The 18,937-nt window shown below is 71.2% G+C and carries 14 protein-coding genes; 1 reads left to right on the top strand and 13 read right to left on the bottom strand.

Annotated features, from left to right (window positions below; translation table 11 throughout):
- Positions 1–13 precede the first annotated feature (13 nt).
- The 10 genes from ACO1BU_RS07805 to ACO1BU_RS07760 form a co-directional block, all read right to left on the bottom strand.
- The gene (locus ACO1BU_RS07805) at positions 14–1,936 is read right to left on the bottom strand and encodes a polysaccharide biosynthesis protein (RefSeq protein ID WP_424135350.1); all 1,923 of its coding nucleotides are present in this window, start codon (positions 1,934–1,936) and stop codon (positions 14–16) included.
- Between the two features lie 10 nt (positions 1,937–1,946).
- Positions 1,947–4,055, bottom strand: a complete 2,109-nt coding sequence (locus tag ACO1BU_RS07800; RefSeq protein ID WP_424135349.1) for a glycosyltransferase — start codon at positions 4,053–4,055, stop codon at positions 1,947–1,949.
- Positions 4,052–5,158: a non-hydrolyzing UDP-N-acetylglucosamine 2-epimerase gene (gene wecB / locus ACO1BU_RS07795; RefSeq protein ID WP_424135348.1), complete on the bottom strand. Its 1,107-nt coding sequence runs from the start codon at positions 5,156–5,158 to the stop codon at positions 4,052–4,054. Before wecB ends, ACO1BU_RS07800 begins: the two co-directional genes overlap by 4 nt.
- Before the next feature lie 174 nt (positions 5,159–5,332).
- Positions 5,333–6,571 (bottom strand): glycosyltransferase family 4 protein, encoded by a 1,239-nt coding sequence (locus tag ACO1BU_RS07790; protein WP_424135528.1) that lies wholly within the window; start codon positions 6,569–6,571, stop codon positions 5,333–5,335.
- A gap of 13 nt (positions 6,572–6,584) precedes the next feature.
- On the bottom strand, positions 6,585–7,817 hold the full coding sequence (locus tag ACO1BU_RS07785) for a DegT/DnrJ/EryC1/StrS family aminotransferase (protein ID WP_424135347.1): 1,233 nt from the start codon (positions 7,815–7,817) through the stop codon (positions 6,585–6,587).
- Positions 7,818–7,973: 156 nt separating this feature from the next.
- A complete protein-coding gene (locus tag ACO1BU_RS07780) occupies positions 7,974–8,651 on the bottom strand; it encodes a sugar transferase (protein ID WP_424135346.1) in 678 nt (225 codons plus the stop codon).
- Positions 8,644–9,906, bottom strand: a complete 1,263-nt coding sequence (locus ACO1BU_RS07775) for an O-antigen ligase family protein (RefSeq protein ID WP_424135345.1) — start codon at positions 9,904–9,906, stop codon at positions 8,644–8,646. The genes ACO1BU_RS07780 and ACO1BU_RS07775 overlap by 8 nt, the downstream gene beginning before the upstream one ends.
- Positions 9,907–9,959: 53 nt before the next feature.
- Positions 9,960–10,865 carry a hypothetical protein gene (locus ACO1BU_RS07770; RefSeq protein WP_424135344.1) on the bottom strand — a complete coding sequence of 302 codons (906 nt, stop codon included), beginning with the start codon at positions 10,863–10,865 and terminating at the stop codon, positions 9,960–9,962.
- A 38-nt stretch (positions 10,866–10,903) separates the two neighbouring features.
- Positions 10,904–12,661: a heparinase II/III domain-containing protein gene (locus tag ACO1BU_RS07765; protein ID WP_424135343.1), complete on the bottom strand. Its 1,758-nt coding sequence runs from the start codon at positions 12,659–12,661 to the stop codon at positions 10,904–10,906.
- 20 nt (positions 12,662–12,681) lie between these two features.
- On the bottom strand, positions 12,682–12,819 hold the full coding sequence (locus ACO1BU_RS07760; protein ID WP_424135342.1) for a hypothetical protein: 138 nt from the start codon (positions 12,817–12,819) through the stop codon (positions 12,682–12,684).
- On the opposite strand from ACO1BU_RS07760, the gene ACO1BU_RS07755 reads away from it, so the two are divergent.
- Positions 12,818–15,541 (top strand): polysaccharide biosynthesis/export family protein, encoded by a 2,724-nt coding sequence (locus tag ACO1BU_RS07755; protein ID WP_424135341.1) that lies wholly within the window; start codon positions 12,818–12,820, stop codon positions 15,539–15,541. The two genes, ACO1BU_RS07760 and ACO1BU_RS07755, sit on opposite strands and share 2 nt — an antisense overlap.
- Positions 15,542–15,705: 164 nt before the next feature.
- On the opposite strand, the gene ACO1BU_RS07750 is transcribed toward ACO1BU_RS07755, so the two are convergent.
- The 3 genes from ACO1BU_RS07750 to accD form a co-directional block, all read right to left on the bottom strand.
- Positions 15,706–16,233 carry a P-loop nucleotide/nucleoside kinase family protein gene (locus ACO1BU_RS07750; RefSeq protein ID WP_424135340.1) on the bottom strand — a complete coding sequence of 176 codons (528 nt, stop codon included), beginning with the start codon at positions 16,231–16,233 and terminating at the stop codon, positions 15,706–15,708.
- Between the two features lie 231 nt (positions 16,234–16,464).
- Positions 16,465–17,835, bottom strand: a complete 1,371-nt coding sequence (locus ACO1BU_RS07745; protein ID WP_424135339.1) for a bifunctional folylpolyglutamate synthase/dihydrofolate synthase — start codon at positions 17,833–17,835, stop codon at positions 16,465–16,467.
- A gap of 80 nt (positions 17,836–17,915) precedes the next feature.
- Positions 17,916–18,821: an acetyl-CoA carboxylase, carboxyltransferase subunit beta gene (gene accD, locus ACO1BU_RS07740; RefSeq protein ID WP_424135338.1), complete on the bottom strand. Its 906-nt coding sequence runs from the start codon at positions 18,819–18,821 to the stop codon at positions 17,916–17,918.
- Between the last annotated feature and the right edge of the window lie 116 nt (positions 18,822–18,937).

The raw sequence follows: 18,937 nt of genomic DNA, 5'->3' as shown, positions 1-18,937 counted from the left end.
GCGGGGCGGAGCTTCATGCCCGCCCCGCCGCGGGGGTGTTCGGCGCGTGCTCGAATTCCGGCACCATGCGCGCGAGGCCACTGAGGGCAAGGCGTGCCTGGCCGCCGCGGGCGGCGTTGGAGATCTCATCGATGGCGCGGCCGACCAGGGCAGCATCGGCCGTGCGTGGCTTGGCGACGAGCAGGCCCGGGAACTGCGTCGGGCGCGGCGGCTCCTGCCCGTGGAACAACTCCTCATAAAGCTTCTCGCCCGGGCGGAGGCCCGTGAAACGGATCTCCACATCCTCGTCGGGCCGCAGCCCCGCGAGGCGGATCATGCGGCGGGCCAGGTCCACGATCTTCACGGGCTTGCCCATGTCGAGCACGAAGATGCCGCCGTCGCGCAGCTCAGGCGGCTGGTCCGCGCGGTCCTCCGCGCCGATGACGCTGGCCTGCAGCACGAGACCCACCGCCTCCCGCACCGTCATGAAGTAGCGGCGCATGTCCGGATGCGTGACGGTCAGCGGCCCGCCGCGCTCCAGCTGGCGCCGGAAGAGCGGCACGACGGAGCCGGTGGAGCCCAGCACATTGCCGAAGCGCACGGTGACGCAGCGCATGCCGCCGCCGCTCCGCGCCGCGACGTCGAGCGCCTGGCAGTACATCTCCGCCAGGCGCTTGGAGGCACCCATGACGCTGGTCGGATTGACCGCCTTGTCGGTGGAGATGAAGACCATGGCGCGGCAGCCATTGGCGCGGGCGGCATCGGCGATCAGGCGGGTGCCGAGGGCGTTGGTCAGCAGCCCTTCCATCGGGTCGTTCTCGACCATCGGCACATGCTTCAGCGCGGCGGCATGGAAAACCAGATCGGGCCGGATCTCCTCCATCAAGCGGCGCAGGCGTGGCTCGTCCCGCACATCGGCCAGCACGGCGCGGCGGGGGACACCGGGGTGACGCTCCGACAGTTCCAGATCGATCTCGTAAAGGGCGAACTCGCCATGGTCGAGCAGGGTGAGGTTGGACGGACCGAGCGCCGCGATCTGCCGGGCCAGCTCGCTGCCGATGGTGCCGCCGGCGCCGGTCACCAGCACGCGGCGGCCCTGGATCAGCCGGGCCATGCCTTCGCGGTCCAGCGGGATCTGCGGACGGTCCAGCAACTCCTCGATGGAGACGGGGCGGAGGTCGAGCTTGCGCGCCGCCTGGGGGCGGGCGGTGGCGGGATCCAGCGCCGTGGGGCGCGGGGCGCGGCGCACCGGCACGCCGTGACGGTCGGCAGCGTCCAACAGGGTTTCAAGCGCGTCACCGGCCAGCGAGGGATCAGCCAGCACCACCAGCGCGGGCAGGCGTCCCTCGGCCCGCAGCGTATCGAGAACCGTGCCGGCCTCCTCCACCGCACCCAGGATCGGCACGCCGAGGATCCGGCGGCCCCGCTGACGCGCGCGGGGGGCGAGGATCCCCTCCACGCGATAGCCGGGCGCGCGTTGGGCGATCAGGGCGCGGATGAAGAGATCCACCGCGTCGCCGCCGCCGACGGCCAGCACGGGCTGTGCCGGTACATCCGATTGCGGGCCGACGCGGTGGGTGGAGTTCACGCGTCCGACCAGCCGCGCGCAGCCGAGCAGAACCACCATCGCGCCGGCATGCAGCACGGGGAAGGCCATGTTGTCCGGCCGCCAGACTCCGGCCACGAGGAGCCCGGCCCAGAAGAGCACGGCGCCGCCCAGGGCGGCTCCGGCCACGGGCAGGAGATCGGGCAGATCGGCATAGCGCCAGTATTGCCGGGGCAGGCGCAGCGGCAGGGCAGCGGCAAGGAAGGCGAGCAATGCGCCCGCCAGCCCGCCCATCCACCAGGTGGCGGGCGGCCAGTCGCCAGGAGCGGCCAGCCAGAGCGCCGCGGGCAGAGCCATCGCGGCGAGGGCCAGATCCAGGCCGAGATTCAGGAGAATGCGCTGAGGTGCCATTTTGAGGGGCCTAGTGACGGGCCTGGGAAGGCAGACCGGCCGCATCGGGCAGCGGCGGCAGGGCCGGGGAGGGTTGAAGCAAGCGCCACTCGGACGGAACCGGCTGCGGCGCCATCCGGGGATTGGCGGCGCGCAGCCCCGCCTCCACCAACGGCACGTCGGAGTTGACCGGCGACCGGGCCGGAACCGGCTTGGAGGGCGTGTCGGGCGTGCGGGCAAGCATGGCGGCCAGTGGACTCGGCACACTGCGGGCCGCGGTCAGCCCGGCTTCCGTCAGCAGCCGCATGCCAGCAAAGCGCGGTGCTGAACCAATCGGCCGTCCCGTCAGGGCCGGAGCCGCCGGCTGTGGTAGGGCCGGAGGCGTCGCTCCAGGCGCGTCATGCAGGGAGGCGAGGAGGGCAGGGGCGGGCTCCGCCGGCTCTGCGGGCTGCGGTTCCGGGGCTGCATTGCGGATTGCCTGCACCATGGCGTTGAGCGCGGCTGCGGGGCTGGCGGGCGGTACGGCCACCCGGGGTGCTTCCGGCGGCGTCGAACCCAGAACCTGGGGAGATGGCGGCGAATGACCCGGCAGCGATGCGGCGGGGCGCGGCTCCCGGACGGAATCGGGCGCTTGGTGCGCCAGGGAAGAGACCGGTGCGGTTGGCACTGCCCGCGCCTCGCCCAGCGCAGCCTCGAGAAGGCGCGGAACAGCGTCGGACGAAGCGGGCGCTGGTGGGCTGGCGGCCCGGATCGCGGCGGACAGATTCGCGAAGAGCGTGTCCGCCGGCTCGGGCGATGCCCGCGTGACCGGAGCACGGGCGATCTCTGCGACGGGCGGCAAGGGGGGCTGTGGGGCCGCGGGCGCCGTTGGCTCTGTCCTGTTCAGGGCGGCGGTGAACGGGATTGCGGGCTGGGCAGGACCGGCTTCGGCTGGCTTTCCATGGCTGGCCATGGGGCGCACCACGTTGGACTGCGGAAGGGGCGCCAGATCGCGGTACAGGGCAATCAGGCGATCTGCCTCACCACCCCAGCCATAACGCCCAAGGGCGGCGACCCGGCCGGCCGCTCCCATTTCCGCCCGCCGCTTTGGATCGCGCAGGCTGCGCACGGCATTGGCGATCGTGCCGGGATCGGCGGTATCCACAAGGATGCCGCAGCCCGTCTCGCGCACCACCGTAGCCACCTCCTCCGCAAAGTCCGGGGCGATAACGGGAAGGCCGGCCAGCATGCAGTCGAACAGCTTGTGCGGCAGGGCAAGCCGGTGGTTCTCATGCCCGGGCTGGAACAGGACGAGGCCGATATCGGCCTCCGCCGCCCGCGCCACGGCTGCGTCGTGCGGCAGCCAGCCGTGGCGTTCCACCGCGCCCGCAAGGCCAAGGCGCTTGGCCTCGGAGAGGAACTCGGTCTCGGAGGAGTCCGTGAAGCGGCCGATGAGGGAAAGGCGGGTACCCTCCGGGCTCTGGGCGAGCGCCTGCAGCATCTCGAAGGCGCCGCGTTCCCGTGTCAGCGCGCCGAGATGGACAAGGGTGACGGGGCCTTGGCGGTGCTCGCGCGGCGCCACCGGCACACTGGCGGCGTAGTTACGGACGGGGACGACGGCGCTCCCGGGGAAGGCGTCCTCCAGCCCGTCCTTGGCCACCACGATGGCATCGGCCCGCGCCGCCATCCAGCGGCAGGAGGCCAGCACCGCGCGGCGGCCCAGGCCGCGGAAAAGGCCGGGCAGGCGGTTGTCGAGGCGCGAGGGGTAGTGCTCATGCACGTCCAGCACCACGGCCGCGCCGATCTTCCGGGCAGCGAGGATGGCGGCGTACCAGCTGTCCGGCTCATGCGCATGGATCACGTCCGGCTTCAGCCGGGCGGCGCGCCTCGCCAGGGCGCGGGCGCCGCGCAGCCGGCCCATCCAGCCTGAGGGGCGGGGATAGGTGACGATCGTCACGCCAGCGTGGCTGGCCGGCACGTCCTTGGCGCCACGCAGCGGAGCGGGGGCGAGATGCGTGACGCGCCAGCCCGCCGCGGCCAGGGCCGCGCCCTCCTTGCCGACGATCCGCAGGTCGGTCGGGGGATGCGCGGCCGAAAGCATCAGGACCAGCGGCGCCTCGGACAACGCTTTCGGGGAGCGGGTGTCGTGCGCCTCGCTCATGCTCTGCCTTCCTGCCCGGGAGCGTGATCCAGGAACTCGGCCAGATGCGCGGCCATGCGGGCGCCGGCCTGGCCATCCCAGAGCGGGATAGGGCGGGCGCGGGGGCGGTCACCTGCCAGGACAGCCGCGACGGCGTCGGGCAGCCCCGCAGGCTGTACGAGGCGGTTGGTGCCGGCCTCCAGCGTGATGGGCCGCTCGGTGGAGGGGCGGAGCGTCAGGCAAGGCAGGTCGAGCGCCCAGGCCTCCTCCTGCACGCCGCCGCTATCGGTGACGACCAGGCGGGCCTGGGTGAGCAATCCCAGGAAGTCCAGGTATCCGAGCGGCGGGAGGAACATGACCCTTTCTGGCACGGCAAGACCGAATTCCGAAAGGCGCTGCGCGGTGCGGGGGTGGACCGGCCAGGCCAGAGGCAGATGCTGCGCCGCCCCGGCCACCGCCGCCAGCAGGGCGGTTAGGGCCTCGCGCGAGTCGACATTGGCTGGGCGGTGGAGAGTGAGAACGCCATAGGCGCCGCCTTGAAGCCCGTCTGGAAGGGGACGGGCGCGGGCCATAGGCAGGGCGCGTAACAGGCTGTCGATCATCGTGTTGCCCACCGCACGCACGGAGTCAGCCCTATGGCCTTCGGCGAGGAGGCGGGCGGCGGTCGCCTCGTCGGGCGCCCAGAGAAGGGTGCTGATGGCATCCACGGCGCGGCGATTGATCTCTTCGGGCATATCGAGGTCGCCACAGCGCAGCCCCGCTTCAAGATGCGCGACCGGAATGGCCAGCTTGCGCGCGGCAAGAGTGGCGGCGAGCGTGCCGTCCACATCCCCGGCCACCACGACCAGGGCCGGGCGACGGGCGGCCCAAAGATCCGCGCAGGCGATCATGGTGCGGCCTGTCAGCCCGGCATGGCCCCCGCCGGATATGCCAAGCGCGATGTCCGGCGGGGCGAGGCCCAGATCGGCCAGATGGGCACCGAACATCGCGGCATCGTGATGCTGTCCGGTGTGAACGAGAACAGGGGTGCAGAAGGGTGTGACCTCAGCCAGGGCGTGCAGCAGGGCGGCCAGTTTGGGGAGGTTAGGGCGCGCGGCCGCGATCAGGTGGATTTCAGGAAGCAAGGGAAAAGTCCCGAGGGAAGTATCGCTCCGGTCCCCCCTCCACCTTTGTCTGGAGCGCTGGTGTGCCAACGACGCGGGGGCGCCCGTACACCCAAAGAAAGCGATGGGGGCCAAAGGCAGGCCCTCGCGCGGGGGCCGGGGAAGGAATTCTTCCTTCTCCCGGCCTTTCTTCTCTCATGCCGCCGCCTCCAGGATCTCGCAGAACCGTGCCGCATGCAGGCGCCGGTCCCAGAGCCGCATGGCCCGCCCCCGTGAGGCGGCGCCCATCGCGGCCCGGCGTGCCGGGTTCGTGGTGAGCGCCGCCAGCGCGTCGGCCAAGGCCGGCGCGTCGCCGGGGGGCGCGGCGAGGCCGCAGGCCGGGTCGTCGCCCTGCGCCTCCACCAGCCGCGCGGCGCGGCCGGGAGCGTTGGTGACGACCGGAAGCCCGGCGGCGAGGTAGTCCATCAACTTGTTCGGCGCTGTCCATTCCGCGAAGGCGGGAATGGGGGCCAGGAGGTGCAGCCCGATTCCGGCACCCGAGAGCAGGCCGGCGAGGCGGGTCTTGGGTAGGGGATCAAGGAAGGTAAGGTTCCGCAGGTCGCGGCGCGCCGCCTCGGCCATCAGCCGGCGGCGCTCGCCGCCCTCGCCGATCAGGACCAGGCGCAGGCGGCGCTCGCCATGATTGCGGAGGATGGTGGCGGCTTCGATGGCGGCATCTAACCCGTTGGCGCGGCCATGGGCACCGGCATAGACGGCCAGGACTTCCCCCGATGCGGCTGCGGGCGGGCGCCAGGGCGCGATATGCGGGCCGAAGAGGTCGAGATCGCAGCCATTGGGGACGACATGAACCCCGCCCGGGGCGGCGCCGCGAGCCAGGGCGGTCTCAACCATGCCTTCGGTCAGGCCGATCACGGCGCGGGCATTGCGGCAGGCGGCGGTGGCCAGGCGGTCCATCCCGGCCAGGATGGGCGCGGGCACGCCGGCGCCCTGCGCCCCGGACAGGGCGCGGGGCAGTTCGGGCCAGGGATCGCGGATCTCGAGGACAAAAGGCAGGCCGCGCAGGCGCCGGGCCGCGAGGGCGGGTAGGGCGACGGTCAGGGGCGTGGAGGAAGCGAGGAGAAGGTCGAAGCCCCCGTCCAGCGCGAGCCCGAGGGCGCGGCGGGCGTAGCGGAGGAAGGCACCGGTGCGGGCGACGAGACCCTGGCCGTTGGCGTAGGGAATGTCGAATTCGACCACCCGGAAGCCGGCTGTGCGGCCCTCGCGCCGGCCGGCACGGAAGGGACCGGACAGACCGGTCTCGGCGCCCTCGTAGCGGCCGCAGGCAAGGGTGACCTCATGGCCACGGGCGGCCATGGCGCGGGCCATGGCATGGGCGCGGGTGGCGGTGGCCCCGTCCGGGCCGGAATAGTGCTGGTGGAGGTAGAGGAGGCGCAGCGGGATCGGGCCTTCAGTGACGGGCTAGGCGGCGGATCACCTCGATAACGCGGGCTTGCTCACCCGGGGCCATGGCGCCGGAGGGAAGGCAGAGGCCGCGCTCGAACAACCCGGCCGCGACGCCACCACCGATACTGCGCATGCCGCGGAAGGCCGGCTGCAGATGGAGAGGCTTCCAGACCGGCCGGCTCTCGATTCCGGCCTCGTCAAGGGCGCGGCGTACCCTTTCACGGTCTGCCCCGAAGCGGTCGGCGTCAAACAGGACGACGCTGAGCCAGCGAGAGGAACGGCCCCAGGTGGGCTCCGGCATGAAGGTGATGCCGGGCAGGTCGGCCAGACCGGCGACATAGCGGGCGAAAACGGCGCGGCGGGCCTCTACCCGCGCTTCCAGTGCGCTGAGCTGGACGAGGCCGACAGCGGCCAGGATGGAAGAGAAGCCGTAGGAATAGCCTGTTGTCTCGTGTTGGTAGTGCGGCGCCGCCTCCTTCGCCTGCATGCTGAGATGGCGGGCGGCAGCGATCAGGCGGGAATCATCCGAAACCAATGCGCCGCCGCCCCCGGCGGTGACGATCTTGTTGCCGTTGAAGGAAAAGCAGGCGAGGCGCGCGCCCTGCCCGGCCCGGCGCCCCCGCGCGGTGGCGCCCAGGCTCTCCGCCGCGTCGCACATCACCGGCACGCCCCAGCGGTCGCAGATGGCAACGATGGCGTCGAGATCGGCGCACTGGCCGTAGAGGTCCACCGGCACGATGATGCGGGGCAGCCGCCCCTCCCGCGCCGCTTGGCCCAGGGCGTCCCGCAGTAGGTCGGGGTCGAGGGTCCAGCTCTCCGGAGAGACGTCCAGGAAGGTGACCCTCGCGCCCATCTGGACCGCAGGTGCGACAGTGGCGACAAAGGTGAGGTTGGGCGCCCAGACTTCATCGCCCGGGCCGAGGTCCAGCACACGATAGCCGAGATGTAGCGCTGCGGTGCCGGAGGAGACGGCGAGGGTATGGCGAAAGCCAGTCGCCCTGGCAAAGGCATCCTCGAAGGCCTTCGGGACGGGACCGGCAGGGGCAAGCCAGCCGCTCCGGAGGGTTTCCTCGATTGCCTCGACCTCGCCTCCCGCTAGTTCGGGTGGGGAGAGATGAATGCGGGCCAGCTGTGCTGCATTCCCGCCGGGGCGGCGGAATGGCAGCACGTTATGCAACGCGCCGGTTGTCACGGAAGCCGGGACGGTACCTATAGAGGGGGGAAGGCGCAGGACCATCTTTCGCTGCTTGGATATGACAACGAAAAGTTGATGCCGTAACCGGCGCATCCGCAAGGGCTTTTGCAACCTTTGGTAAGATTTTGCCGAGGAATTGCACGCATGACTCGAAAATTGTCCGTTTAAAAAGACAGTCGCTCGTCAGAGGGATAAATCTCATATATTTACGTTGTGTTGATCTCGGCGGACGGTCTTATGAGCACCAGGTGCGCAGCGGGCATGGATGGCCGCCGGCGACTCCAGGGCCGGCATGGTAGCGTGGCCTGGTGCGCTGACGCCGTTGCCGGAGAGCAGGACGCGCAACGTGCCCAGGATCGCCGCAAGATCGCCACGTAGCGTAACGGCCTCGGCATAGCGCGCATCCCATTCGAGCCGCTCGGGCCAGGGCACCGCGTTGCGGCCGTGGGACTGGGCCAGGCCGGCGAGGCCGGGACGGACCCGCAAGCGGGTTGTCTGGCGGGCGGTGAAGCGGGGGATATAGGCCATGGGCAGCGGGCGCGGGCCGACCAGGCTCATCTCCCCTCGCAGCACGTTCAGGAGTTGCGGGATCTCGTCGAGGGCGGAGGCGCGGAGAAGCCGGCCGAAGCGGGGTAGGCGGTCCGCGTCGGGTTCCCCGGGGAAGTGGGGCGCGCGCATGGAGCGGAATTTGAGGATGGTGAAAGGCACGCCGTTTCGCCCGGCGCGCTCCTGCCGGAACAGGATCTGGGGGCCAAGGGCCAGGCGCACGGCGAGCGCCGCCAGCGTGAGCACCGGGGCGAGCACAATGAGCAACAGCGTCGCCGCGATGGCGTCGAGCCAACGCTTGCCGCGCCGGGCGTAGAAGCCTTCAGCCATGATGCGCTCCTGAGGAGGCCGGGCCCCGGGGGCTGAGGCGTGGCTCGGCCTCCAGCCCGGCTGAGAGTGCAAGGCCGAGAGCGAACCAGACCATGCGGTTGCCCAGGTCGGTCGAGACCATGGCGCTAAGGGCCACGGGCAGCACCAGCGCGACCAGCCGCCCAGCGGCGCCCGGAGGCAGGGCGCGCAGCCGGCCCAGGAGCAGCGCCGCCCCGCCCCCGAAGGCGCCGAGCCAGAGAAGGATGCCGGGCAGGCCACCCTCCGCCAGGACCTCCAGCGCGTGGTTGTGGGGATAGAGGCCGCGCCGCTCCCCATTCCCGGCCGCCATGGTGAAGCCGCCGGTGCCCAGGCCCCAGGGCAGGCTTTCCCCGGCCCAGCGCAGCGCCTGCGCCCAGAGTACGGGGCGGGCAGAGGCGGCGAGGCCTTCGCCGGTGAAGCGCTCCAGCGTGCGAAGCCCGGCGGCACGGTCCGGCTGGGCGAGCAGCAGGGCCAGGCCGAGCAATCCCAGGCCTGCCGCCGCTGTGGTCCAGCCGAGGGCGGCCCGGGCACGCCCAGCGGACCAGAAATGGGCGGCCGGGGCCAGTGACACCGCAAGGCCCAGGGCCAGCAGCCCGGCCCGCCCGCCCGGTAACAGCCCCGCACCGCAAAGAAGGAGCGTCAGGCCGAGCCAGGGCAGGCGCCAAAGCCCCCGGGCCTCGGCCGCGCGAAGCGCGGACAGTCCCGCCGCGCAAGCTATTGCCAGCCCGGCGAGCTGGTACTGTACCCGCACCAGATCGGGATTTGCCCCTACCGCCCCGCCCAGCACCACCGTGCCGCTCGTGATGCCCCAGGCAACCGAGACGGCTACGAAGGGGCCGAGGGCGAGAGTCGTGGCCGCGAGCACGCGCCGCGCCCCCGCCTCGGCGCCAATGGCCAGACCGGCGAGGAGCATGGCTGGGGCGACCAGCACCTCCTCGGGCAGCTTGGCCGCCAGGATGTCGCGCGACGGGCTCCAGAGGGCCGCGATAACCAGCCAGAGCCAGAGCAGCGCGCAGGCACCGATAGGCAGGGCCAGGGCCGCATGGGCCCGCCAACGTGTTCCGGCGACGAGCAGCAGCAGGCCGGGAGCGAGGGCGGCCGTGCAGAGGAGCGTGATGTCGAAGGGCAGGTTCGCCAGGGGCGGGGCGGATTTGAGGGCCCCCGCATATTGCATTCCGGCGGCGGGGAGGCCGGCCAGGGCGGCGAGCATGGGCATGTTGGGGTGGGGGATGCTCACGCCGTCGGCCGTGGGAGGTGAGGGCTTCCGGGAACCATCCTGCGCTACGCCGCTCATTCCTCCCGCCGCGCGATAAGCGCCGGCGGAACACGTGCCCCCAGGCGGCTCCGCTTCTCCCGGTTAGGCGGTACGCCGAAGAGGAGCACATGGCAGGCGGCGAGAAGAAGGCAGGCGAGGGGGACGGTGACGGCCAGCAGGAGGAGGAGAAGGGGCCGATTGGGCAGGGCGGGCGAGAGGCCCACGCCGGGAGCGGAGACGAGGCGGGCGGCAACGGCCTCATCGGCCCCCGCAATGACGCTGGCGCGCTGATGCTGGGCCAGCAACTCGTAGATGGGGGTGCGGAGATAGATGTCGCGCTCCGTCGCCAGGCGGGCTTCCAGAGCGGCGATGCGGCGGCGGGCGAGGTCTTCCAGGCTTTGGCGCACCCGGCTCTCACCGAAGGCGTGCAGCCGGCGGAGTACGTCGAGGGCGGTGGCGCGGTCGGGATGGGGAATGGAGAGGGTGGTGGCGACGGTGGAGAGGGACTGGGTGACGGCGAGGTTGCGCTCAAGCCAGCGATCCAGGTCATCGAGGTCCACAGGGCCGGGAGGAAAGCCGATCAGGCGACGGATGAAGCCGATGGGGCCATGCCGCTTCCATTCCGTGAGGTCGGCCAGGAGGGAGGTGTCACGGGCGAGCATGGCCACTGCCTCGGGGCTGCGGAGGGTGGCGAGATAGACAGCGAAGTTGCCAGCCGCGCGGGTATCAAGCAGGCCGCCGGGCATAACGAGCCCACCCTGGATGAGAGTGGAGGCGGCAAGGCCTGTGGTTTCGGCCGGGGCTATCACGGCCTCGGCCACGTATTGCCGAGGCCAGAGCAGGACCAGCGTGCCGCCGAGGATGAGCAAGGCCGTGGCCGCGGCGATGACATGCCAGCGGAGCCTCCATACACCGAGCAGGACGAATTCGAGTGGCATCACGGATTGCTGAGAGGTGACTTGATCCAGTTAGGACCGGGTTATGCTACGGTTGCAATCGGAGCGGGACGAATTCGCGTAAGAAGACGGCTGATCGGGGCCAGTGCACGCACCACGAGCACAGGGATAGGGCGGGCCTCACCATAGGCGGGACTCTCCCAGCCCTGGCTCAGGGTCAGGTCCAGCGGGGCGTCCGCCGAGAGGGTGAGGTGGGCGCCTGGGCCTTCCACCCCATCGGCAGTACGGCGCCATGGGCCGGGGGAGAGGTGCCAGCGGAGCGTTAGCTGCCGGAAAGGGCCATTGACCCTGTCCTCAACGGTCCATTCAGCAGGGGTCGGAAGGATGCGGCGGGCGTGGCGGTTGCCGCGGGAATCGCGTGTGGCGGCGCCGTCCCGCAGGAGTGCCGTGGCGGGCCAGCGGGCCATCAGGAAGCGTCCGGCACGCGGCATGGGCTCGGTGTCGTCGAAGACGATCAGGTTATGGGCCGCGGCAGAGGGGAAGTGGGTGGTCCACCAGCTATGGCCGGGCGGCGGGTTGTAGGCGCCGGTGCCCGCGTCCCGAAGCAGGTTCAGCGGGCCATGCCAGAGATCGAGATGGAGCAGGTCGGCCTGACCGGGACGGAAGCGGAGCGGGCCCGTGCGGAGAAGGGCGCGGGTTTGGCCCTGCTGCCATCCCCGGCTGCCTTGGGCGATCCAGGCCGGCTCCGAGGGCCGGGTTGGCCCAGGCGGCAGGGCGAGCCAGGCGCAGCCGGGGTCATCGGGGAAGCCTGCGGAACTGCCGGCAAAGAGGCGGGCGGCACGCTCCGTGCTGCCCCGGGCATCGGCGGGACCGGACAGCGAGAGATCGGCAAAGGCCGAGCCGTCCTGATGGCCCAGGCGCGGCGTGGCGCCGGTTGAGGGTTCGGTAAGGCGGGCGAGCCATCTGGCCGCAGCGGCGGCGCGCGCCGCGATGGGCCGGGGCAGGGATGGCGCGGCGTGATGGCGGCGCAGGATCTCGGTCACCGAAAGTACGTCGAGGAGCAGGCGGTGATAGCCGGTCGAAACCTGGGCGAAGCCGCCATCGGGGGCGACGAGGCGGGCCATGGCGCGGGCCAGGTCACGGGCGGCGTGGCGGGCCAGGGCGGCGTCGCCGAGGGTCCAGGCACAGGCGAGGAGGCCGGCAGGCTCACTGACTGAATGATTGTTGTCCTGCGCGATCGCATAGGCGCGGGTGGCGGCGATCCGCGTCGTATGCAGGCGGAGCAGGGCAGCGAGGCCGGGGCGGACGGAACCGCCGCCGAGCAAAAACTGGGTAAGGGCGATATTCAGGACCCGCAGCGCGGCCTCCTGGCCGCAGGCCCAGTTCGGGCCCTGGAAGGGCGGATTGGCGGCCACCCACTCGGTCAGCTGGGCCTCGGCGCGGGCGAGATGCCCGCCGGCGGGGTCGAGCCGGTGAGCCTGGGCGAGGAGTGGCAGCCAGGCAAGGCGGTTGGCCTCCCAGACCGGGCGGATGTCGCCGGGCGCGAAGAGATCGAGGGACAGGGCCGGCGCGGCGGGATTGAAAGGGCCGTGAAAGGCGGCTGGGGGCAGTGCGCCTGCAGCGGCGAGGATCGCGTCCCGCGCCAAGGGGGAGAGAACGGGCGTCGGCGGGGCGGCATCAGGGAGGAAAGGGCCGCCCGGAAGTGGCGCGGGCTTGAGGGCCCGCGCGGCGAGACCGGCCGACAGGCGTAGCCTGTGCCATGCGAGCCACAGCACCGGTCGCGCGCCCAAGCGTCGGGCCGCCTCGAGGCGCAGCAGGGTTTGTGCCGCTTGGAGGGGCATACATCCCGTGTTAGCACCGATCACGAAGTTGTCACCGCCGGATCTTCCTCGCCGAATGGTTGCGGCCTGGAAACCGGCACAGCCTGGAGCAGGCGGCGGTTGTCGATCCGGGGCGGCGCGGCGAAGCGGGTGATGCGGCTGGCCGTGGCCGCGCTCATGCTGCCTTCCCTGTCCGGCCCGGCCTGGAGCCAGGGGCAGCCGCTTCTGCCGCCCTCGCTTCCGCCCAGCCTTCCAGGCGGGATGCCGCTGCCGAGCCTGCCCGTTGGTTCGCAGCAGGATATCCTCCAGCGCATCCTTGATGCGACCGGTGGGCGGCCGCCGGGTGGGGCGGCGCCCGCCGCGCTGGCGCCGCCCCCGCCTTCGCTTGTACCCGCCGCGCCATCGCCCGGACCGGCGAGCTTTGCCTCTCGTCCCGATGCCGGGGAGCCGCTTTCGAGCACCGAGGCCTTCTTCGCCGCTCGCCTGCCGGAGCAGCAGCCGCCCTTGCGGCAGTTCGGCTACGACACCTTCCGCAATCTTGTGCCAGTGCCAGGGGTAAGCTCCGCCATCATGGGGGCGCTGCCCGATGGCTATGTGCTGGGGCGGGACGATGAGGTTGTGGTGGCCATCCGCGGGCGGTCGCGCCAGTCGCTTTCGCTTCGCGTCGGGCGGGACGGGATGCTGGCCCTGCCGGATCTCGCGCCCATCCCTGCGGCAGGGCGCACACTGGCGGAACTGAGGGCCGATATCGAGGCACGGGTGGCGCGGGAGCTGGGTGGGTCGGAAGCCTTCGTCTCAATCGGGCAGACCCGGCAGATCGCGGTCTTCGTGGCGGGGGAGGTGGTGCGGCCGGGGCTGGTGCCGCTGCCGGCGATCTCCTCCCTGCTCGATGCGCTGGGCGCGGCGGGGGGCATCCGCCGCACCGGCAGCCTGCGCGCAATCAGGGTGGAAGGGCCGCATGGGTCGCGGGTGGTCGATCTCTACGCTGCCATCGCGGGGGTGGCGGGCACGCCGGACCTGACGCTGAGCGAGGGGGAACGGGTGGTGGTGCCACCCCTGGGCGGGGTGGTGGCGCTGGGCGGGGATGTGACGCGGCCCGCCATCTATGAATTGCCGGCACGGGCGGGTGCGGCGCCGCTGTCGGCGATGCTGGCGCTGGCGGGGGGTACGCTGCGGCCCGCGGGGAACCGCTTCCTGGCGACAGGGACGGATGCCGGCGGGCGGCGGGCCGTATCGGAGCTGTCGCCGGGCTCGTCCTTGCGGCGGGGGGATGCGGTGATCGTCTCGCCAGGCGCGGATGTGATGGCGGGCGGGCTGCGACTGGCCGGGCATGTCGCGATTCCCATCACGCGCGGGGTGGGGCCGCGGGGCGCGGGACTGCGGGCGTTGCTGGCCGATCCGCGGGTGATCCGGCCCGACCCCTATGTGCGGATGGGCGTGGTGTGGCGCGTGGACGAGCGAACGCGCGTGCGGCGCTTTATCGCCTTCGACCTGGGGCGCGTGATGCAGGGGCAGGCGGAGCTGCTGCTGCGCGAGGGGGACGAGGTCATTCTTCTCTCCCAGGCGGATGTGCTGTGGCTGGCCGCTCCACCTGTGCAGCGGGCCTTGCGGGGAGAGGTGGGAGTGCCCGCGACGGCGCTGCCCGCGGCTGCCCAGGCCGGCGCGGGGCCAGCCATGATGGCGACACCCGTGCCCGTCGCTCCGCCGCCTGCGGACTGCCCGGCGCTGACGGCGCTGGCGGTGGCCGCGCGGTCCAGCCCGCTGCGCTTCGCGCATGCGCGAAGCGCCGGCTTTCCCGATATCGGCTCGCCGCCCTGCCCGCAGATCTTCCTGGACTATCCGGCATTGCTGCCCTTCCTGCTGGACCAGTCCGTGCTGCTGGCCGGGGAGGTGCGGCTGCCCGGCCTGTATCCCATCCTGGAGGATACGGGGCTGGACCTCGTTCTGGCGACGGCTGGCGGGCCGGCCGACACGGCGGATCTTTCCGCCGTGGAATTCGCGCGGGAGCCGCTGGAGGGCGCCGGGGCCATCCCGCTGACTCGCGTGCAGCTCGATCTGCGGTCACACAACTTCGCGGCCGTGCGGCTCTCCCCGCGCGACGCGGTGCGGCTGCCGCGCGGCTTCGGGGATCGCGACACCGGGCCGGTGACGCTGGTGGGCGAGTTCCTGCGCCCGGGAACCTATGACATCCGCCGCGGCGAGCGCCTTTCGGAGTTGCTGGCACGCGCCGGCGGGCTGACAGCGCAGGCCTATCCCTATGGCGCCGTGTTTACCCGGGAGAGCGTGCGGCAGCGCCAGCAGGAGGGCTTCCAGCGTACGGCTCGGGAACTGGAGACGAGCCTGATCCAGGTGGCGGCTGGCCAGGCGGTGGCGGGCAGCCGGTCCGGCGGGCTGGACCTGGGTGGGGCGATCAATGCCGGCCAGGCCCTGGCGAACACGCTTCGTGAGGCGCGTGCCGCTGGCCGCATGGTGGTGGAGGCGAACCCGGTCGTCCTGGCCTCCCGCCCCGAGCTGGACGTGCTGCTGGAGCCGGGGGACCTGATCGTCATTCCCAAGCGCCCGAACGAAGTGACGGTGGTAGGCGCCGTGCTGAACCCAGGCAGCCTGCAATTCGCCAGTGGTTGGCGCGCCGCCCAATATGTGCGGGCCGCCGGGGGCGAGCAGCGTTTCGCCGATATCTCGCGCGCCTTCGTGGTGCTGCCGAACGGGCAGAGCGTGCCGGCCGGGCTGGGAAGCTGGCAGGCGGGCGGGCCGCCGATTCCGCCGGGCAGCCTCGTGGTCGTGCCGCAGGATCCCTCGCCCTATGAGACCTGGGGGTTCATCCGGGATCTGACGGCGGTGCTGGGACAGCTTTCCGTCAGCTCGGCGGCGCTGGCGGTGATCGCGAAGCAGGCACAGTAGGGAAGCTGGACCGTGATTTCGGAGGGGCTCTGCTTCCCGAACTCTTCGCTGGGGCTTCCGGCCCTACAGTTTGCCCTCCAGGGAACAGCGATCGAGCGCTGCGCTGCAGGCTTTTGCCTCAGAGCCTGGCCTGAAGTGGGATGGTAGGGCCGCTCGGGCCGGCCCTACCGGTGCACCAGCGCCACAATCGCTGCGGCAGCGTCTCCGGGTGGGGTCGTGCCAGTGTCGATCGCGAGATCAGGCGGCGGCATGGCCGCCTCGCAGGCTGCGAACTCCGCCCGGAGTTGGCGAAGGATGTCGAGCGAACGGAGCTTGCCGAAAGCTGCCCGACTTGGCTCGACAAGACGCCGCTCCTGCTCCTCCGGGGGTACGCTCAGGGCCACAAAGACCACATGACCGCCAGCCGCTTCGACCACTGCCCGAACGCGGTCTGGGAAGTCCGGCCCGACAGTGGGTTCGGGGGCGAAGGTGAAGATAAGAGATCGGTTATCCCGCGCTGCCTCAGCGATGACGTCCAGCCAGAAGCGCTCGCGGAGGCGGGTGAAGGCCGCCGATCCGAAGGGGAATACTGCAGCTACGGCATCCACGACGAGATGGTTATGAAAGAGGGCAAGTCCGGTCTGCCGGGCAACCTCGCGAGCAATGGTCAGCTTGCCAGATGCTACCGGCCCATAGAGGAAGATGACCTGCATCGGACGTCCGTAACTCTGTGCTCGCGTGGCTTTCAAGGCCCACCATACAATCTTGCCTGAATGTTTCGAGGCGGACACTCAGGTCTCAAATACGCTGCTGGCCGTTTCCGAAGGGTCAAGACTTTCGTCGAAAACCGCATCGAACCGCAAACAGGTCGAAGGTTCGGGAGAGCTGGTTTGCTGGCCGAGGCTTCGGGAGACAGAGCCTCCCGGAGGCGCGCCTGGCTTCGCTTAGTCCGGCAGGGTTCCGTCCGCCTTCAGCACTTCACCAGCCAGGTAAAGGCTCCCGCAGATCAGCACCCGCGCCGGCGGGCCGTTCAGGGAGGCCAGGGCATCGGCCACGCGCGGGCCCGGGCGGGCGAAGCCGTTCGAGGCAGCGACGATCTCTTCCGGTGGAACAGCGAGGTGCTGGCCGGGCTCGGCCACGGCCCAGGCGGTGGTCGCGAAAGGCAGGATCGGGGCAAGGAAGTCCGCGATGGCCTTGGACTTCTTCATGCCGACGATCAGATGCAGCGGGCGGTCGCTCCAGTGGCGAAGGTGCTCGGCCAGCGCCAGGCCGGCGCCCGCATTGTGGCCGCCATCCAGCCAGAGCTCCCAGCCCGCAGGCAGGGTTGCGGCCAGCGCACCGTGAAGTTGTTGCAGGCGTGCGGGCCAGGCGGCGGTGGCGAGGCCGTGGGCGATGGCCTCCTTGGTCAGCCAAGCTGGGTTCCAGGCGCGCAGGGCGGTGATGGCGATGCCCGCATTATCGGCCTGGTGCGGGCCGGGCAGGGCAGGGCGGGGAAGACGGAGCGTGCCGCGCATGTCGTGATAAATGAGGGCGTCACCCTCCCATTCGGCGCGCCAGTCCCGGCCGCGGAGGAGGAGGGGCGCTCCCTGGGCAGCGGCCTCGGCTTCCAGCACCGCGAGCGCTTCGGGCTGCTGGATGCCGGTGGCGGCGGGAATGCCGGGCTTGATGATGCCGGCCTTCTCGGCGGCGATGGTGGCCAGGTCGTTCCCCAGGAAATCCATGTGGTCCATGGAGATGGAGGCAATGGCGCAGGCGGCCGGGCGGTCAACCACATTGGTCGCGTCCACGCGGCCGCCCAGGCCGACCTCCAGCACCAGCAGGTCCGCTGGAACGCGGCTGAACAGAAGCAGGGCGGCGGCGGTGGTGATCTCGAAGACGGTGATGGGCAGGCCGCCATTGGCGGCCTCCACCTCCTCCAGCGTCGCGGCGAAGACGTCGTCCTCCACCAGCCGGCCAGCCAGGCGGATACGCTCATGAAAGCGGACGAGATGGGGGGAGGTGTAGACATGGACGCGCTGGCCGGCGGCCTCGGCGATGGCGCGCAGGAAGGCGCAGGTGCTGCCCTTGCCGTTGGTGCCGGCCACATGAACCACGGGTGGCAGCTGGCGTTCCGGGTTGCCCAGGGCGTTCAGGCAGCGCTGCAGGCGGTCGAGGCTGAGGTCGATCAGCTTCGGGTGCAGGCTGTGGAGCCGGTCGATGATCTGTTCGGAACGGCCGGCCGTCGGGGCGGCTTCGGGCGAGAGGCGGAGGCCGGCGGGGGCGCCCCAGGGGCTTTCCGGGGGCTTCGGCGAGGTGCTGTCGGGTGTATCGGCCATGGCCGGTTGTCCGGTTCGGGGTCCGGGCCGGCATCCCCGGCCGGGGACGCCCCGCGCGGGCTGCGCGGGGCGGGTCTGGGTTATTCCGCTGCGGGCGCCGGAACGGCCGGCTCAACAGTCTCCGGCACAGGCAAGGGAGTCGGCGGGCGGAGGAAGCCGATCAGGCGGGCCAGGGTCGCCTTCATTTCCTGCCGGCGCACGACCATGTCCAGGATGCCGTGTTCCAGCAGGTATTCGGCGCGCTGGAAGCCCTCGGGCAGCTTCTCGCGCACGGTCTGCTCGATCACGCGTGCCCCGGCAAAGCCGATCAGCGCGCCGGGCTCGGCGATCTGGATATCGCCCAGCATGGCGAAGCTGGCGGTGACGCCGCCCGTGGTCGGATCACAGAGGACCACGATGAAGGGCAGGCCCGCCTCCTTCACCATGCGCGTCGCGATGATGGTACGCGGCATCTGCATCAGGGAGATCGCGCCCTCCTGCATGCGGGCACCGCCGGAGGCGGTGAAGACGATCAGCGGTGCGTCCTGCAGAACGGCCAGCCGGGCGGCGGTGACAATGCCTTCGCCCACGCCCGCACCCATGGAGCCGCCCATGAAGGAGAACTCGAAGGCGGCGGCAACGGCCGGCTTACCCTCGATCGTGCCGTGGGCGACGGTGATGGCGTCGTCCATGCCGTTCTTCTGCTGGGCCTCGCGCAGGCGATCGGCATAGCGGCGGCTGTCACGGAAGCGCAGCGGATCGGCGGGGGCGCGGGGCAGCTCGATCTTCTGCCAGCCGGAATCCAGCGTGTAGTCTAGCCGGCGCTGGGCGGAGATTCGCATGTGGTGCCCGCATTTCGGGCAGACATGCAGGTTCCGCTCCAGATCCTGGTGGAAAATCATCTCCCCGCAATGGGAGCACTTGATCCAGAGATTTTCCGGCACGTCGCGCTTTGTGCCGAACAGCGTCTGTATCTTGGGCAGCGCCCAGTCGGAGATCCAGTTCATCCCGCCTCTTCCGGTGGCCCGTCTTGTCCGGCCCATGCCGGGCCAGGGCACCCATCCGCATCCCTGGCGCGCGGGAGGTAGGCTTGTCGGGGCTTGTGGCGCAAGAGGCGGGGGTG

This window comes from Roseomonas chloroacetimidivorans, from assembly GCF_049629625.1.
Lineage (GTDB): Bacteria > Pseudomonadota > Alphaproteobacteria > Acetobacterales > Acetobacteraceae > Roseomonas > Roseomonas chloroacetimidivorans.
Note: the sequence above shows the minus strand (reverse complement) of the source record. Positions and strands in the feature narration are given on the sequence as shown.